Consider the following 15,446-nt stretch of genomic DNA (forward strand, 5'->3'; position numbering starts at 1 on the left):
CGGGTGCGGTGCGCGGCGCCCCGGCGCTGCGGCGCGGCCGGGACGGGGGTCGTCCTAACTCTTTTTCACCCTCCGCGCGAGCGGCGGTGTAAAATGTTTTCGGACTACCCCCGCTCGCGGCCGCTACCGGCTGACGCCCGAGAGCAGCTCCTCGACCCACTCGGGCACGAGCTCTCCGGCCCGGCCGTGACGCGCCTCGTGGAACCACACGGTCCCCTCGGAGGGCTCGAGGTTGAGCTCGAGGGTGCGGGCGCCGTACCTCATCGCCTGTCGCACGAAGCCGGCTGCCGGGTAGACCGCACCCGAGGTGCCGATGGAGACGAAGAGGTCGGCGCGGGCGAGCTCGACGGCGATCCGGTCCATCTCGTAGGGGATCTCGCCGAACCACACGACGTCCGGGCGCAGCTCGGTCACCCCGCAGCCCGGGCACGGGGGCAGGTCGACCAGGTCGTGGTCCCACCGGTGCCGGCCGTGGCAGGCGCGGCACAGCGCGGAGCGCAGCTCGCCGTGCATGTGCAGGACGCGTTCGGAGCCGGCCCGCTCGTGCAGGTCGTCGATGTTCTGGGTGACGACGAGCAGGTCGTCGCCCAGCTCCCGCTCGAGCGGGGCGAGCGCGGTGTGCGCCGGGTTGGGGTCCACCGCGAGCAGCGCGGCGCGGCGGGCGTCGTAGAAGCGGTGCACCGTGATGGGCGAGAGCTCGTAGGCCTCCGGCGTCGCGACGTCCTCGACCCGGTGGCCCTCCCACAGCCCGTCGGCGTCGCGGAAGGTCGGCACCCCGCTCTCGGCGGAGATGCCGGCGCCGGTGAGGACGACGACCTTCACGCCCGACACGGTAGTGGACCCCGGGGGTCAGCCTCGGCTCAGCCGACGACGTTGAGGTCGTAGGCGATGTCCGGCCCGTCCGCGGACGTCGTGACGGTCTCGATGGTGGCGTCACCGTCGACCGCCGAGGTGACCTCGCAGCTCGCCGTGGCACCCACCTCGCCCAGCAGCTCGCCGTCGCACGTCACGCTGTCGACCGACACGCCCTGGCCGACGTAGGTCTCCTCGACCGTGGCCTCCAGCTCCTCGACCGTCACGTAGAAGACCGGGGAGTAGTCGACCTGGTCGCCCTCGACCTGGTCGACGGTCAGCCGCACCCCGATGTCGGCGCCGTCGAAGGTGGCCAGGCAGTCCTGCGTGGCGTCCTCCTCGGCCGCGAGGTCGCCCTCGCACGCGACCTCCACCGTGTCCGCCCCGTCGCCGGTGAAGGCCTCGGCCACCTGCTCCTCGAGGCTGGTCTGCTCGACACTGGGGTCACTGCCGACCGAGACCTCGCCGCTGCAGCCCACCAGCCCGAGGGTGGCGGCCGCAGCAAGGGCGGCCAGGGTGGATCGGGACGTACGACGCATGGTGGTGCCTCTCGGTGGGCGGACACCGGCGGCCCGTCGCGAGGAGTCTCCTCCTGGGTCGGCGCCGCGGTGGCAGATCCCGACCCCCGGACCGACTGGTCCGGACCACCCGCGCCCCGCCCGGCTCAGCCGACGTGCCAGTAGCGGCGGACGAGCTCCTCCCGGGCCGAGGCGTCCTTGCGGGTCCGCCTCCCCCGGGTGGCCGCATGCCGCTCCCGGAGCTGCTCGATCGTCTCGTCGACCAGCCGTCCCGGGAAGACTCCGTCGGCCTCGAACAGCGCCCTGTCCTCCTCCAGCGCGTCGGCCGACTCCGCGCACGAGGTGGGCAGCTGCTCGGGGTCCCCGGCCACGTCCCCGTCGTCCCCGTCCGCCCGTAGCCGCTCGGCCTGCGCCAGGCTGTCGGGATCGGTCAGGCCGCGCCGCGCGGCCAGCGCCATCCCGGCGAGCAGCAGGTGCACGTCGGCCGAGCCGTCGCCGAGCCGCAGCTCGACGGTCTGCGGGTGGACGCCGAGGTCCGGCAGCGCCCCGCCGGTGCCGGGGTTGGCGTGCGCGACCATCCCGGGCAGCACGTCGCCGACCCAGGCCAGGGGCACACGGACGAGGCCGGTCCGGTCGGTCTCGCCCCAGCAGATCCCCTCGGGCGACTCGTCGCCCTCCTCGAGCCGGAGGTACGACGTCGGCACGGTGTTCCCGAAGGCCGACAGCGCCCGGGCGGCCCCGAGGTAGCCGGCCACCAGCCGCTTGCCGGTGTCGGTGAGGCCCTCGTTGTCGACGATGACGTTGACCGGCTCTCCCCCGCTGCGTCCGTCGGCCGGCCGCACCAGCCGGCTGTGCACGTGCAGCCCGTTGCCCGCGCCATCGGCGGTGACCGAGGGCGCGAAGGTCGCCTCGAGCCCGTGCGCGTGCGCGACCTCCCGGACCAGCCACTTCGTGATCACCAGCGCGTCGGCCGCCTCCGGCACCGGCACGGGGAGCAGCTCGATCTCGTGCTGCACCAGCTGGCGGCCGCCCTCCACCGCACTGCCGACCTCGCCGTGGACGTACTTCGTGGCGATCCCGAAGGAGGCGAGGTGGCGCAGCACCTCCTCGCGCACCTGTCGGTACTTGGAGAACGGAGGCGACTCCTGGTAGCCGCGCTCGGGCTCGACGGCGTACAGCGGGTCGGGCTCGGAGACCAGGTAGTACTCCAGCTCGCCGAACGCCTCGAGGACCAGCCCGGTCTCGGCGGTCAGCTCCTCGGCCGCCCGCCGGACGACCTGGTCCTGGGCGTGCGCGAGCGGCTCGCCGTCGGAGTCGTAGAAGGAGCAGAGCAGGTCGAGCGAGGGCCGCGTGCCGAACGGGTTGACGAAGGCGGTGCTCCAGCGCGGCACGACGTAGACGTCGCTGTCCTCGGTCGACGCGCCGCCGAAGACGCTGGACCCGTCCACCCGCTCACCCCGCACCAGCACCGCGACCAGCTGCTCGCGCGAGCCGATCGGGAAGGCGATCGACTTCAGGCGACCGTCGCCGCCGACGTACCGAAGGTCGACCTGCTCGAGGCCCAGCCGCTCGACCGCCTCGACCAGGTCCTCCCAGGACAGGTCGGAGCGTGCCTTGCCCAGCACGCGCTCGATCGGGTGGGGGGTCCAGGGCGCCTCGGTCATGGTCCGTTCTAGCAGCGCAGGAGCCCCGGCGCGCTCCCCCCGACGCGTGTAGCCGGGCCCCCGGACCGAGTGCCGCTCAGTAGTACCAGGGGTAGGGCGACCAGTCCGGGTCGCGCTTCTCCAGGAACTGGTCGCGGCCCTCCTGGGCCTCGTCGGTCATGTAGGCCAGGCGCGTCGTCTCGCCGGCGAAGAGCTGCTGGCCGACCAGGCCGTCGTCGGGGAGGTTGAAGGCGTACTTCAGCATCCGGATCGCCGTGGGGCTCTTGCCGTTGATGGTGCGGCCCCACTCCAGCGCGACGCGCTCGAGGTCGGCGTGCGGCACCGCGCGGTTGACCGTGCCCATCCGCACGCCGTCCTCGGCGGAGTACTCCTCGGCGAGGAAGAAGATCTCGCGGGCGTGCTTCTGCCCGACCTGCCGAGCGAGGTACGCCGAGCCGTACCCGCCGTCGAAGGAGCCGACGTCGGCGTCGGTCTGCTTGAACCGCGCGTGCTCGAGGCTGGCCAGGGTCAGGTCGGAGACCACGTGCAGGGAGTGGCCGCCGCCGGCGGCCCAGCCGGGGACCACGCAGATGACGACCTTCGGCATGAACCGGATCAGCCGCTGCACCTCCAGGATGTGCAGCCGCGCCAGCTTCGCCCGGTCGATCGGGCTCGGCTCCTCGGCGCCGGTGTCGGCCGCCCCGGCGTCGACCGCCTCGTACTGGTAGCCCGCCTTCCCGCGGATCCGCTGGTCGCCGCCGGTGCAGAAGGAGTGCTTGCCGTTCTTGGGGCTCGGGCCGTTGCCGGTGAGCAGCACGCACCCGACGTCGGCGCTGGTGCGGGCGTGCTCGAGCACCGAGAGCAGCTCGTCGACGGTGTGCGGGCGGAAGGCGTTGAGCACGTCGGGCCGGTCGAAGGCGACCCGGACCGTCCCGTGCGCCTTGGCCCGGTGGTAGGTCAGGTCGGTCAGCGACTCGAAGCCGGGGACCTCGTCCCAGGCCTCGGGGTCGAAGGTGTCGGACACTCCCTGGATCGCGCTCATGGGTCGCAACCTACGAGGTCGTCTCAGCAGGCTGGAACAGCGGTCCGACCCGTGGTGTTGTGTGCGACATGGCTCTGACAGGTGAGTACGTCCCCAGCTCCTCGCAGTGGGTCCGCGACCAGGTCGCGGAGTTCGAGGCCTCCGACGGCCAGCGCGCCAACACGCTGCCCGACCACCCTGAGTGGCCGATCGTCGTCATCACCTCGGTGGGCCACAAGTCCGGCAAGCTGCGCAAGAACCCCGTCATGCGGGTCGAGCACGACGGGGCGTACGCCGCTGTCGCCTCGAAGGGCGGTCACCCCGAGCACCCCGAGTGGTTCCACAACTTCGTCGCCCACCCCGAGGTCGACCTCCAGGACGGGGCGGAGAAGCACCCCTACCGGGCCCGGATCGCCGAGGGCGAGGAGCGTGCGGTGTGGTGGGAGCGTTCGGTCGCGGTCTTCCCGCGGTACGACGAGTACCAGGCCAGCACCGAGCGCGAGATCCCGGTCTTCGTGCTGGAGCGAGGACGCGCCAGCGGACTCGCTGATGGCGGTCGAGCGAGCGGCACGGCTGAGCCTGCGAAGCCGTGACCCGCGTGTCGAGACCCGGTGACGAGCGCGCCGAGCGCGACTGACGCGAGTCACTCACCCACTGGTCGGGGTGGAGTCAGTCCCTCTGGATCGACATCGCCAGGCCCGCGAGGTGCCCGACCCTCGCGACCTCGGAGTCCAGGAACTCCGGGCCGCCGCGGCGCCCGACGACCACGATCTCGTTGCCGCCCAGGCGCGCGGCCACCATGACGTTGACGTCGTCGCCCTCGGCCTCGATCCGCTCGGTGCGCACCAGGTCGTGGAACGGCAGCTCCGACGGCGCTGCCTCGGTGGCGTAGCGCGTGCCCTGCACGCGGTGGACGCGCGCGGCCCAGTCGGCGCGGAAGGTCACCGGAAGCAGGTCGACCAGCCGGTCCAGCGCCTCCTCCGGGTTGGCGGTCAGCTCCTCCACGGCCTCGAGGTCGAGGAAGAGGTTGCCGCCGGCGCCGTACCTGCTGATCCACACCACGCGCACGCCCGGCAGCAGGTTGCACGCCGAGACGATGGTGTCCGGCATCGCGCCGGGCGGCAGCTCGAGCAGCACGTCGTCGACGGCCGTGCCGGCGTCGTGGCGCTTCTCGACGATCTCGATCGCCTCGATGTCGCCGCCGGCCTCACCGATCGCGCTCGCGAGACGACCCAGGGATCCGGGTACGTCGGGGAGCTCGACTCGCAGCAGGAACGGCACGCCGCGAGGGTAACGGCCGCAGGTTGCGGGGTCATTTCGGCCGCGCCTGCCGCTCAGCCGGCGGCGAGGCGCTGACGCAGGCCGCTGGCCCGCTGGACCCGTCGCTCGACGGCGGCGCGCACGGCCGCCTCGGTCGCCACGACCAGGACGCTGTCGGTGGCCCGGGTGACCGCGGTGTAGAGCAGCTCCCGGGTCAGCAGCGGCGACTCCTCGGGCGACAGCAGCACGGTGACGTGCCGCGCCTGGCTGCCCTGGCTCTTGTGCACCGTCATGGCGTGCAGGGTCTCGACGTCGGCCAGCCTCGAGGTCGCGTACGCCGTCGCCGACCCGCCCACGACGACCCGGAGGTCCTCCGCACCGGTCGGTCGGACCGTCACGCCGGTGTCGCCGTTGAAGAGCCCGAGCCCGTAGTCGTTGCTGGTCACGAGGACCGGTCGACCGGCGTACCACTCCTGACCCTGCGCGCCGAGGTAGAGGCCGAGCTCCTCCCCGAGCAGCCGCTCGACCTGGGCGTTCCAGTGGCGTGCCCCGTGCGGGCCGTCGCGGTGGGCGCAGAGCAGCCGGTGCTGCTCGGCCAGCGCAAGCGCCTCCTCGGCGCGACCGGCACCCGCCAGCGCGTGCAGCTCGCGGGCCTGGGCCACCAGCCGCTCGCGCAGGGCGGCCAGGGTGGCGGGCTCCTCCGGGTCGGCGCGAGCGACCTCGGGGTCGCCGGCGTCGAGACGACGCAGGACCTCGTCGGCATCGCCGTCGCGCAAGGCCTGGGCGAGGCCGCCGATGGAAGCGCCGTAACGGTGGGTCGTCGTGAGCCCGGTGACCGCGGCCGGGGCCCGGAGCGCCAGCCCGCCCACCAGGTCGGCGAGGACCGCGCCGGCCTCGACCGAGGCGAGCTGGTCGGGGTCGCCGACGAGGACGAGGCGGGTGTCGGCGCGCACCGACTCCAGGAGCCGGGCCATCATCGTGAGCGAGACCATGGAGGTCTCGTCGACCACGACCACGTCGTGGGGCAGCGTGTTGCCACGGTGGTGGCGGAAGCGGGTGCCGGAGTCGGGCCGCCACCCCAGCAGCCGGTGCATGGTGGTCGCGGTGAGCGAGCCGAGCCGCTCCCGGTCCGCGGCGTCGAAGGGGCTGCCCTCGCGCTGCTGGGCCTCGCGCACCGACTCCAGGAGCCGGGCCGCGGCCTTGCCGGTGGGAGCGGTGAGGGCGATCCGGAGCTCGCGGGGGTCGGGTCCTGCCGCCGCCTCGGCGGTGAGCAGCGCCAGCAGGCCGGCGACGGTGGTCGTCTTGCCGGTGCCAGGACCGCCCGTGAGGACGGTCGTCCACTGCCGGGCCGCGGCCAGGGCGACCGCGCGCTGGTCGGCCGAGCCCACGCCGGGAAAGAGCCGTGCGGCCTCGGCGGCGAGCAGCGCCTCGTCGACGACGGGCGGGGCGGCCCCGGCCCGGCGGACCAGGTCGTCGCGCACCTGGCCCTCCTCACGCCAGTAGCGGTCGAGGTAGAGCAGGTCGTGCTCGACCCGGACCACCGAGGCGGCGGCGTACCTGCTGGAGGCGACGTCCTGCACCCAGCCGGCGGGGTCGGGCCAGGGCAGGTCGTCGCCGTCGGCGAGGGCGGACAGGTCGACGCAGACCGAGCCGTGCCGGGCCGCGCGCACCGCCAGCGCCACGGCCAGGCGCAGCCGCTCGTCGTCCTCACCGGAGAGCTCCCCGAGGCGGTTCGCGGTGTGCACGTCGGCAGCGGTGAGGACGCCGGCGGCGTTGAAGGTGCCGAGCAGCCCACCCAGCCCCGGGACCAGCCGGTGGTCGTGCGGGTCGTCGGTCTCGAAGCGCTCGATCACCGTGCACCCCCTGCCGTGGCTGTGACGGTGGCGGGCGAGCCGTCGAGCAGGTCGGAGAGCTCGAGCACCAGCGCCGTCGGGGGCCGCCAGGAGAAGACGCCGGCGGGGACGCCGTCCTCCGTCGGGGTCTCCGGTCCGCACATGCCGCGGAGGTAGAGGTAGAGCACGCCGCCGAGGTGCCGGTCGGGGTCGTAGCCGGCCAGCCGCCAGCGCAGGTAGCGGTGGGCCACGACGCTGTAGAGCAGTGCCTGGAGCGGGTAGTGGCTGTGCAGCATCGCCTCGGCGAGCCGGGCGGGCGCGTAGTCGGCCGCGGTCGGCGCCCGACCCTGCTCCCCGAGCAGGTTGGTCTTGTAGTCCACGACGAGGAACCGCTGGTCGGCCCCGGCCCCCACCCGCAACACCGCGTCGACCGAGCCGCCGAGGTAGCCGGTGAGCGCCTGGTCGGCCAGAGGCGGTCGCGCCAGCCGGGCAGCGTAGGGGCGCATCGGGTCGTCGGCCGGCAGGTGCCGCTCGAGGAGGGTGGCGAGGTCGCCGACCCGACCGGGCGCAGGGTAGGACCCGGCCCCACCGCTGCCGTCGCGGTCGCCGCCCGCGAGCGGAAGCTCGAAGTCGAGCTCGCGCAACCGGTCACGCAGCGGGATCTCGGCCAGGGTCACGTCGCCGGCCAACGGGCCGAGCGGCGTGTGGTGTAGCGGCACCAGCGCCGCGGCGAGGGCGTCGGTGTCGACCTCGACCGGCCACCAGCGGCGCTCCTCGGCGACGCGGGCGCGCAGCTCCTCCAGCAGGTCGGGGGCGTCGGGGTCGGCGTGCTCGAGCACCGCATGGACGAGCGAGCCGAAGGCCGCGCCCGCCGGCTGGTCGGCCATCGGGGAGACCGGCGCCTCCGCAGGATCCTCCGCGGCGACCCGCCCATCGAGGACCTCGGGGGCGTCCGGCTCGTCGCTGAGCCCGGCGCGGTCCGGCTCGCTGCCGACGGAGGGGCCGGCTTGCTCCTCCACGCGGACCAGCCCGGAGTACGACGTACGCCGCCACGAGCCGTCGACGGCGCGCTCGAACCTGCGCGCCGACAGCGCACTCCCCTGCGCGCGGGGCTGCTCCGGCCGGGCGTCGACCGGCTCCACCACCTCCGCGGCCGGGCCGCCCATCTGCTCGAGCAGGTCGAGGACGCGCGCGGCGTAGACGTCGTCGCGCGGCTCGACCTCGTCGGGGACGTGCGCGTCGCCGGGGCGGCGACCGAAGAGCAGCCGGTGCAGCCCCCCGTGGCGGGTGTTGGCGGTGGGGGCCCACCAGGCCACGACCTGCGACTGCGCGCGGGTGAGCGCGACGTAGAGGTCGCGTAGCTCCTCGCCTGCCTCCTCGGTGCGGTGCGCGGCGAGCCGCGTGGACCACTCCGTGCCGCCGCCGCTGACGTCGAGCACCCGCTCGCCGTCGTGGTGGTAGCGCGCAACCGAGGTCGGGAACGGGAAGTGCTGGTAGGCGAAGGGGAGGTAGGTGACGGGGTACTCCAGGCCCTTGGAGCCGTGGACCGTGACGATCTGGACCGCGGCGGCGTCGGAGTCGAGACGACGCGGACGCTCCCCGGATCCGCGCTGCTCCTCGCGGAGCCACGCGAGTACGCCGGTGAGCCCGAGCTGCTCGCGCACGGCCGTCTCGTGCAGCAGCTGCCCGAGGTGGCGCAGGTCGGTCAGCAGCCGCTCGCCGCCCTCGCGCGCGAGCACCCGGGCACCGAGACCGCGTTCGTCGGCGGCCTCGAGGAGCGCTGCCACCCCGCGGCCCCGGACCACCAGGGCCCAGCCGCGCAGCAGGTCGGCGACCTCGCCGGTGAGCTGCTCGCCCCGGGCGTCCAGCGTGGCCGCGTCGTGGCCGAGGAAGCTGGTCAGCGCGGCCGCACGGACCAGTCCGGAGCGGTGCGGCTGCACCATCGCCTCGAGCAGGGCGGTCCACTCGGCCGCGGCCGGGGTGCGCAGGAGGTGCCCCCCGCCGGCGAGCACGGCGGGGACCCCGCGCGCCTCCAGCTCACGCTGGACCAGCAGCCCGTGGTCGCGCACGGCGACGATGACCGCGACCTGCTCGGCCCGCAGCGGCTCGCCGTCCCAGGTCGGGCGGGCGGCGAGCAGGGCGGCGATGTCGTCGGCGCAGTCCTCGGCGATCCGCGCGCGAGCCTCGGGGGCGGCGACCAGGTCGCGCTTAAGCCGGAACCCGTCGCGCGGGAGTCGGCGCAGCCGGAAGGGAGGGGGGTGGGGGGCACCCTGGAGTCGGGAGCGCTGCTCGTGCGCGTCGACCGGGTGCACGACGATCCGGGGGTCGCCCAGGGCCGCGCCGTGCAGGACCGTCTGGACGCTGCTGACCAGGGCGGCGTCGGAGCGCCGGTTGGTGCCCAGGGTGGCGTGGGTGGTGGCCTTCTCGGCGGCGGCGAGGTAGGTGACGACATCGCCGCCGCGGAAGGCGTAGATCGCCTGCTTGGGATCACCGATGAGCACCATCCGGGCGTGACCGTGGAAGGCACGCTCCAGCACGCTCCACTGGACCGGGTCGGTGTCCTGGAACTCGTCGACCAGGACGATCCGCCACCGCCCGCGCATCCGCTGGCGCGCGGGGGCGGTCGGGTCGGCCAGCGCCGCATCGAGCCGGCTGAGCAGGTCGTCGTAGCCGAGCAGGCCGAGACGGCGCTTGCGTCGGTCGAGCTCCTCGCGGACGGCGCGCGCGAAGGCGACGCGCTCCGCCGCGGCCGGCGCGGCCCCGGGGGCCTCGGGGAGCGTGGCCTGCGGGTCGCCGACGACGGCGCGTGCCACCTCCAGCGCGCCGGCGCGGTCGAAGGGCGGGCGGTCGCGGGCGGCGGCGTACCGGGCGAGGTAGAGGTCGTCGACGACCTCCACGAGCAGGTCGTCGAGGTCCTCGACCAGACGCGCCCCGACCTCGGTGTCGCCGGCGACGCCGAGCGAGCGCAGCACCAGCTGGCAGAACTGGTGGGTCGTGGCGATCGTGGCGCTGTCGATGTCGGCCAGCGCGTCGCGCAGGCGCTCGCGCATGACCGGGTGCTCGGCCGGGTCGCGGGCCAGCAGCCACGCCACCACGGTGTCGTCGGGGTCGGCGCGGTCAGGCGCGGCCAGCGCCCGCTCCGCGGTGACGAGCGCGCGCCGGACCCGCTCGCGCAGCTCCTGGCTGGCGGCCCGCCCGAAGGTGATGACGAGCATCTCGCCGAGCTCGGCGATGCCCTCGGCGACGTAGCGGGTGACGAGGGCGCCGACGGTGTAGGTCTTGCCGGTGCCGGCGCTGGCCTCGAGCAGCGTGGTGCCGGGCCCGGGGAGCGGCCCGGTGACGTCGAAGGGTGCGGGGGCGCTCATCACCAGCTCCCCTGCTCGCTGGTCAGCAGCGGGCCCCACAGCCGCATCGCCAGCGCGCCGAACCGGGTGGTCTCGCCAGACGATTCCTCGCCGGGACCGGGGGCACGGTCGAGACCGGGGAGGGCGGCGCCGCGGCCCCACGCCGCGACGTGGGCCGGGTCGGAGCACTCGCCGGGGTAGCGCCCGTCGTCCCAGTCCCAGCCGGCCTTGCGCAGCGCCTCGTCGACGCTGCCCTGGGTACGCCGGACCCGGGCGTAGGACAGCGAAGCCTTCAACGGGACCGGCAGCGGCTCGCACAGCCCGGCGTCGCGGAGCGCCACCAGGTCGCGGACCAGGTCGACCGCCCGGTGGTCGACGGGGCCGAGCAGCGAGGTGGCCCAGGCCCCGGGCGCCCGGGTGGAGGTGGGGCGACCGACGGTGTGGGCGGTCCAGCTGCGCTCCTCGTCGGAGGCGGCCAGGGCGAGCAGCCGGATCCAGGACGTCAGCCGATGGGTGGCCCCCAGCCGGGAGAAGGAGACGGGGACCAGCCGGTCGCCGAAGACCTCCGGCACGGTGCCGCGCAGGCGGCGACCACCTCCGAGGTCGACGTCGACATCGACCTGGGTGGCCGGGCGCGTGCGGAGCCGGGCCACCTCCTCGGCGATCGGCACCACCTGGGAGACGAGCTCGGTGAGCAGCCGCCAGCCGAGCTGGCCGGGCGGGAGCTCGCCGCGGCGCCACTCCTGCTGCCGCGCCTGCTCGGGGTCGGCTCCCGCCAGGAGGTCGTGGAGCAGCCGGTCGCCGACCTGCCAGCGCTGCAGCTGGTCGAGCTCGACCGGGAGGGCGTCGAGCAGCGGGTCGTCGTCGCGGGGCAGCGCCAGGTCGAGCCGCTGCGCGGACAGGAAGCCGGCGACCGGGCCGCCGCGCTTGGTGAAGAAGGTGACCAGGTCGTCGAGCTGGACGTCGGCGGCCGGGACCGGCGGCAGGGGGCCGACCAGCAACGGGGGCACCGGCTCGCGATCGCCACGCGCGGCACCGGCGGCCGTCAGGGCGACGGCGTCGAAGGAGAACGGGGTCGGTGACCCGAGCGCTCCGGCGGTGAAGTTGCGCTCGTCGAAGGGCTGGAGCGGGTGCTCCACCGACACCGCGTCGGCCACCGTGTCCGCTCCGACCGGCGGGGTGGCGGTGAGGTCGAGGGCGTCGAGCAGCTCACCGACCGGCACCGCAGGCGGTCGCGGCTGGCCGGAGAACTCGTTGGCACCCGTACAGGTGACCACCAGCGTCTCGGTGGCCGCGAGCACCGCGTCGAGGAAGAGCTGGCGGTCCTCGCTGCGCGGGTCGCGCTCGCCCGTGACGGGGTCGCGGGCGAGGACGTCGTCGCCGTCGAGCGTCCCCACGCGGGGGAAGACCCCGTCGTCGAGACCGACCAGGCAGATCACCCGGTGCGGGACCGAGCGCATGGGCACCAGAGTCGAGACCGTCAGGGTGCCGGTGCGGAAGTTGGCGCGCGTGGGGCGGCCGCCGAGCCGGTCGGAGAGCAGCGCGCGCACGTCGGGCAGCCGCAGGTCGACCGCACCCCGCTCGGCTGCTGCCTCGCGCACCCGCGCCAGCTCGCGCTGCACCTGGCCGGACTGCCAGGAGTCGGCGGGCGCGACCGAGGTCAGGGCGGCCAGTCCCTCGGCCAACGTGGCCAGCCAGTGCTCGAGCGGGTGGGTGCCGACGAGGCGGTCGGTCACCTCGCGCAGCCGCCGGACCATCTCCACGACCCGCCCGGCGAGGTCGACCTGGCCGGAACCGACGTCGTCGAGCGGGAGCGTGCGGTCGAGCCAGGCGCCGGTGTCGTCGCTCATCGCGACCCCCGCGAGCAGCCGGTCCAGCCCGAACTCCCACGTGTGGCTGACCACCGACCCCAGTCCGAACGCGGTGCGGTGGTCGGCGTCGAACGCCCAGCGCACGCCGGTGGCCCGCACCCAGGACGTGAGCTGCTGGAGGTCGTCGTCGCGCAGGCCGAAGCGCCGGCGCACGGCCGGCTCGTGGGCGAGGTCGACGACCTCGCTGGCGGTCGCGCGACCGCCGGCCAGGTCGAGCAGACGGGCCGCGACGGCCAGCAGCGGGTTGGTCGAGGACAGCGCCCGGTCGGCCAGCCGCACGCGCAGCCGGTGGGCGGGGTGCGTCGGGTCCCCGACGACGTCGCCGAGGCCGAAGGCCGCCTGCACCAGCGGCGCGTAGGCCTCGATGTCGGGGCACATCACCAGCACGTCGCGCGGCTCGAGGGTGGGGTCGTCGGCGAGCAGGCCGAGCAGCACCTCCCGCAGCACCTCGACCTGGCGGGCGGGTCCGTGGCAGCGGTGGACCTGGACGGAGCGGTCGCCCGCGCCGACCGTGCGCGCGGCACGGAGGGCTGCGTCGGGCACCCGGTCGGCGCGCAGGTCGGACTGCAGCCAGCCCAGCAGCGTGCCCGGCGTGGCCGGGTCCGGCTCGACGCCCCGGTCGATGAGGGGGATGGTCGCCAGGGTGCGCTGGAGCTCGCGCACGTCGCGCCCCAGCGAGGAGAGCAGCGGGTGCGAGACCGCGCGGTGGCCGAGGTCCTCGCGCCGGGTGACCGGCCCCGCGGCCGCCTCCTGCTCCAGGGCAGACCAGAGCGCGGCCGAGGGGTGCGGCAGCCACAGGTGGACGTCGCGGTGGGCGCCCAGCGCCCCGAGCAGCGCCGCCTCGGTGCCGGGCAGGCGGGTGTGGCCGAACAGCGAGAGCCGGGGTGGGAGGTCGAACGAGCCGGGGTCCTCGCGGAGCCGAGCGAGGGTCTGCTCGTGGCGCAGGTGCGGCGGGGGTGCCTCGACCCGTTCGGCGACGCGGCGCCACAGGTGCGGCTGCCAGGCGAGGTCCTCGGGCAGCGCCCGCCCGCAACCGTCACCCGGGCCGCCCGCGTGCCAGTCGGCCAGCAGGGCCGGCCGCTGGACGGCGTACGACGCGAAGAGGCCGGCGAGGCGACGCGCGACCGCGAACCGGCGACCGCGGCGCAGGTCGAGCTCCTCGCCGTCGCGCCCGGCGCCGAGGTGGAGGGCCAGCGGGACCGCCCACTCCTCCTCCAGGCAGGCGTCGAGGGTCTCGATGAGGGGCCAGGTCAGGGTCTCGGGCGACCACGGATCCTCGTCGCGGGTGCCGAGCAGCTCGGCGACCAGCGACCAGGGGCTGCGCAGGGCGACCCCCGCGCAGACGCCGTCCTCCCGCCCGTCGGCGGCACCGAGACGGTGGGAGAGCCGCTGGGTGAGCCACCGCTCCACCCCGCGCGCGGGCACGACCACCAGCTCCTCGGCGAACGGGTCCGCCGAGGGCTCGGCCAGCAGCGCGGCGAGCCCGTCGACCAGCTGGTCGGTGCGGGCGGCGCGGTGCAGGACGAGGGGCATCGGGCAGCACGCTAGACGGCCGCTCCGACAGCACGAGCGGGCGCGCGCCGATCAGCGCGGACAGGCGCGCAGCCGGGACGCCGGCTCAGGCGGCGTCGTCGGCGTGCGCGATCTCGCGCTCGAGCTCGGCGACGGCCTCGGTGTCGCCGTGGAACTTCCGGTAGGACCAGATGATGAGCGCCAGCGCCAGGAAGCCCGAGGCCACGAGGGAGACGCCCGCGGCGAACCCGCCGGGCAGCCAGAACCGGTCGGGCAGGCTCCACCACGACGGCTGCGCGGGCTCGAGCATCCACACCGCGCCCCAGCCCCACATCCACACCACGCCCAGGAGCGAGGCAGCCAACCGGTGCGGCTTCGCGACGCCGTACGCCGCGGCGCGCATCGCCCGCAGGCGCAGCGGCTCGACGCGGCGCTCGGCCCAGTCGTACTGCTGGGAGAGCACGGCCATGCCCGCGAACACCATGAGCAGCCCGGGACCCGGGAGGACCAGCGCGGCGACGCCGGCGACGAGCAGCGTCCAGCCCACGACCTCGAGGGTCACGCGGCGCGCGGCGGCCTTCATGCCCCGAGGATGCCAGTCGGACGGTAACCGGACCAGACACCTACGGAGGGTTCTAGGGTCGAGGGGTGCCACTGCGCATCGAACGCGACGACCTCACCGACCCCGCCGTGGTCGCGCTGCTCGAGGAGCACGTGGCCGAGCTGCGGTCGATCAGCCCGCCCGAGAGCACGCACGCACTGGACCTCGCGGCGCTGCGGGCAGAGGGGGTGGACGTGTGGGTGGCGCGGGAGTCCGGGCCGTCCGCCCCTCCCCTCGGCTGCGTCGCCCTGACCCTCGTCGAGCCGGGGCACGGCGAGCTGAAGTCGATGCGCACGGCGGCAGGGGCGACGGGTCGCGGCGTGGGTACGGCGCTGCTGGAGCACGTGCTCGACCAAGCGGGTGCGCGCGGGCTGTCGCGGGTCTCCCTGGAGACCGGAGCCGAGGACTTCTTCGCCCCTGCACGACGGCTCTACCTGCGGCACGGCTTCGAGGTCTGCGCGCCGTTCGGGCGCTACCGGCCGGACCCGCTGAGCGTCTTCATGACCCGCTCGCTGCCCTGAGCTCCGAGTCGGGAGTGCCGGTCCCCGGGCCCAGTCGCACGCGTGCCCACGCCACGATGGCCAGGCCCACCAGCCCCGAGCCGACCTGACCGACCCCCGTCCACGTGCCGCCCGGCAGCCAGGTCCACGCAGGGAGCGGCCACCACGTCGGCTGTGCGGGGTCCGCGAGCCAGAGCAGACCGCTCGCGCCGAGGCCCACGGTGAGCGCGCCGGTGACCAGGGTGCGCGGCCAGGTCGCCACGGAGCGCCGGGTCTCCACCAGGGCCCGGTGCCGCAGCGGGGCGAGTCGCTGGGCAGCCCACGGGTCGTGGCGGCCCAGCAGCGCCAGACCGAGCACCAGCACGAGGAGCCCGGGGCCGGGCAGCGGGTAGAGCACGATCCCGAGGAGCACCAGCAGCCAGCCCGTCGAGCTGAGCAGGAGGCGGCGCATCCGCGCAGGGTGGCAGTCGCTGACGTCGTACGGGTGACGGG

12 protein-coding genes are annotated in these 15,446 nt (G+C 75.1%); 2 read left to right on the plus strand and 10 right to left on the minus strand.

Features of this window, described 5'->3' with window-relative positions; genetic code table 11:
• Positions 1–123: 123 nt before the first annotated feature.
• The 4 genes from Q1V71_RS02650 to Q1V71_RS02665 form a co-directional block, all read right to left on the minus strand.
• The gene (locus Q1V71_RS02650; RefSeq protein ID WP_300640407.1) at positions 124–822 is read right to left on the minus strand and encodes an NAD-dependent deacylase; all 699 of its coding nucleotides are present in this window, start codon (positions 820–822) and stop codon (positions 124–126) included.
• Between the two features lie 38 nt (positions 823–860).
• A complete protein-coding gene (locus tag Q1V71_RS02655; protein WP_300640410.1) occupies positions 861–1,391 on the minus strand; it encodes a DUF4333 domain-containing protein in 531 nt (176 codons plus the stop codon).
• Between the two features lie 125 nt (positions 1,392–1,516).
• On the minus strand, positions 1,517–3,034 hold the full coding sequence (locus Q1V71_RS02660; RefSeq protein WP_300640413.1) for a glutamine synthetase beta-grasp domain-containing protein: 1,518 nt from the start codon (positions 3,032–3,034) through the stop codon (positions 1,517–1,519).
• A 76-nt stretch (positions 3,035–3,110) separates the two neighbouring features.
• Entirely contained in the window at positions 3,111–4,055 is a 945-nt protein-coding gene (locus Q1V71_RS02665) for a 1,4-dihydroxy-2-naphthoyl-CoA synthase (RefSeq protein ID WP_300640416.1), read from the minus strand.
• 68 nt (positions 4,056–4,123) lie between these two features.
• Here Q1V71_RS02665 and Q1V71_RS02670 point away from each other — a divergent pair, with 68 nt between their 5' ends.
• A complete protein-coding gene (locus tag Q1V71_RS02670; protein WP_300640419.1) occupies positions 4,124–4,627 on the plus strand; it encodes a nitroreductase family deazaflavin-dependent oxidoreductase in 504 nt (167 codons plus the stop codon).
• A gap of 76 nt (positions 4,628–4,703) precedes the next feature.
• Here Q1V71_RS02670 and Q1V71_RS02675 read toward each other — a convergent pair whose 3' ends face one another.
• From Q1V71_RS02675 to Q1V71_RS02695, 5 genes are all read right to left on the minus strand, one after another.
• Complete coding sequence (locus tag Q1V71_RS02675) at positions 4,704–5,315, minus strand: ACT domain-containing protein (RefSeq protein ID WP_300640422.1); 612 nt, start codon at positions 5,313–5,315, stop codon at positions 4,704–4,706.
• A gap of 53 nt (positions 5,316–5,368) precedes the next feature.
• Positions 5,369–7,147 carry an exodeoxyribonuclease V subunit alpha gene (gene recD, locus Q1V71_RS02680; protein ID WP_300640425.1) on the minus strand — a complete coding sequence of 593 codons (1,779 nt, stop codon included), beginning with the start codon at positions 7,145–7,147 and terminating at the stop codon, positions 5,369–5,371.
• On the minus strand, positions 7,144–10,491 hold the full coding sequence (locus Q1V71_RS02685) for a UvrD-helicase domain-containing protein (RefSeq protein ID WP_300640428.1): 3,348 nt from the start codon (positions 10,489–10,491) through the stop codon (positions 7,144–7,146). Before Q1V71_RS02685 ends, recD begins: the two co-directional genes overlap by 4 nt.
• Positions 10,491–13,874 (minus strand): exodeoxyribonuclease V subunit gamma, encoded by a 3,384-nt coding sequence (recC, locus tag Q1V71_RS02690; RefSeq protein ID WP_300640431.1) that lies wholly within the window; start codon positions 13,872–13,874, stop codon positions 10,491–10,493. Before recC ends, Q1V71_RS02685 begins: the two co-directional genes overlap by 1 nt.
• Before the next feature lie 85 nt (positions 13,875–13,959).
• Positions 13,960–14,436: a PGPGW domain-containing protein gene (locus tag Q1V71_RS02695; RefSeq protein ID WP_300640434.1), complete on the minus strand. Its 477-nt coding sequence runs from the start codon at positions 14,434–14,436 to the stop codon at positions 13,960–13,962.
• Between the two features lie 65 nt (positions 14,437–14,501).
• On the opposite strand from Q1V71_RS02695, the gene Q1V71_RS02700 reads away from it, so the two are divergent.
• Complete coding sequence (locus Q1V71_RS02700) at positions 14,502–14,975, plus strand: GNAT family N-acetyltransferase (RefSeq protein ID WP_300640437.1); 474 nt, start codon at positions 14,502–14,504, stop codon at positions 14,973–14,975.
• On the opposite strand, the gene Q1V71_RS02705 is transcribed toward Q1V71_RS02700, so the two are convergent.
• A complete protein-coding gene (locus tag Q1V71_RS02705) occupies positions 14,953–15,405 on the minus strand; it encodes a PGPGW domain-containing protein (RefSeq protein ID WP_300640440.1) in 453 nt (150 codons plus the stop codon). The genes Q1V71_RS02700 and Q1V71_RS02705 overlap by 23 nt on opposite strands.
• Positions 15,406–15,446 lie beyond the last annotated feature (41 nt).

This window comes from Nocardioides sp., from assembly GCF_030149505.1.
GTDB lineage: Bacteria > Actinomycetota > Actinomycetes > Propionibacteriales > Nocardioidaceae > Nocardioides.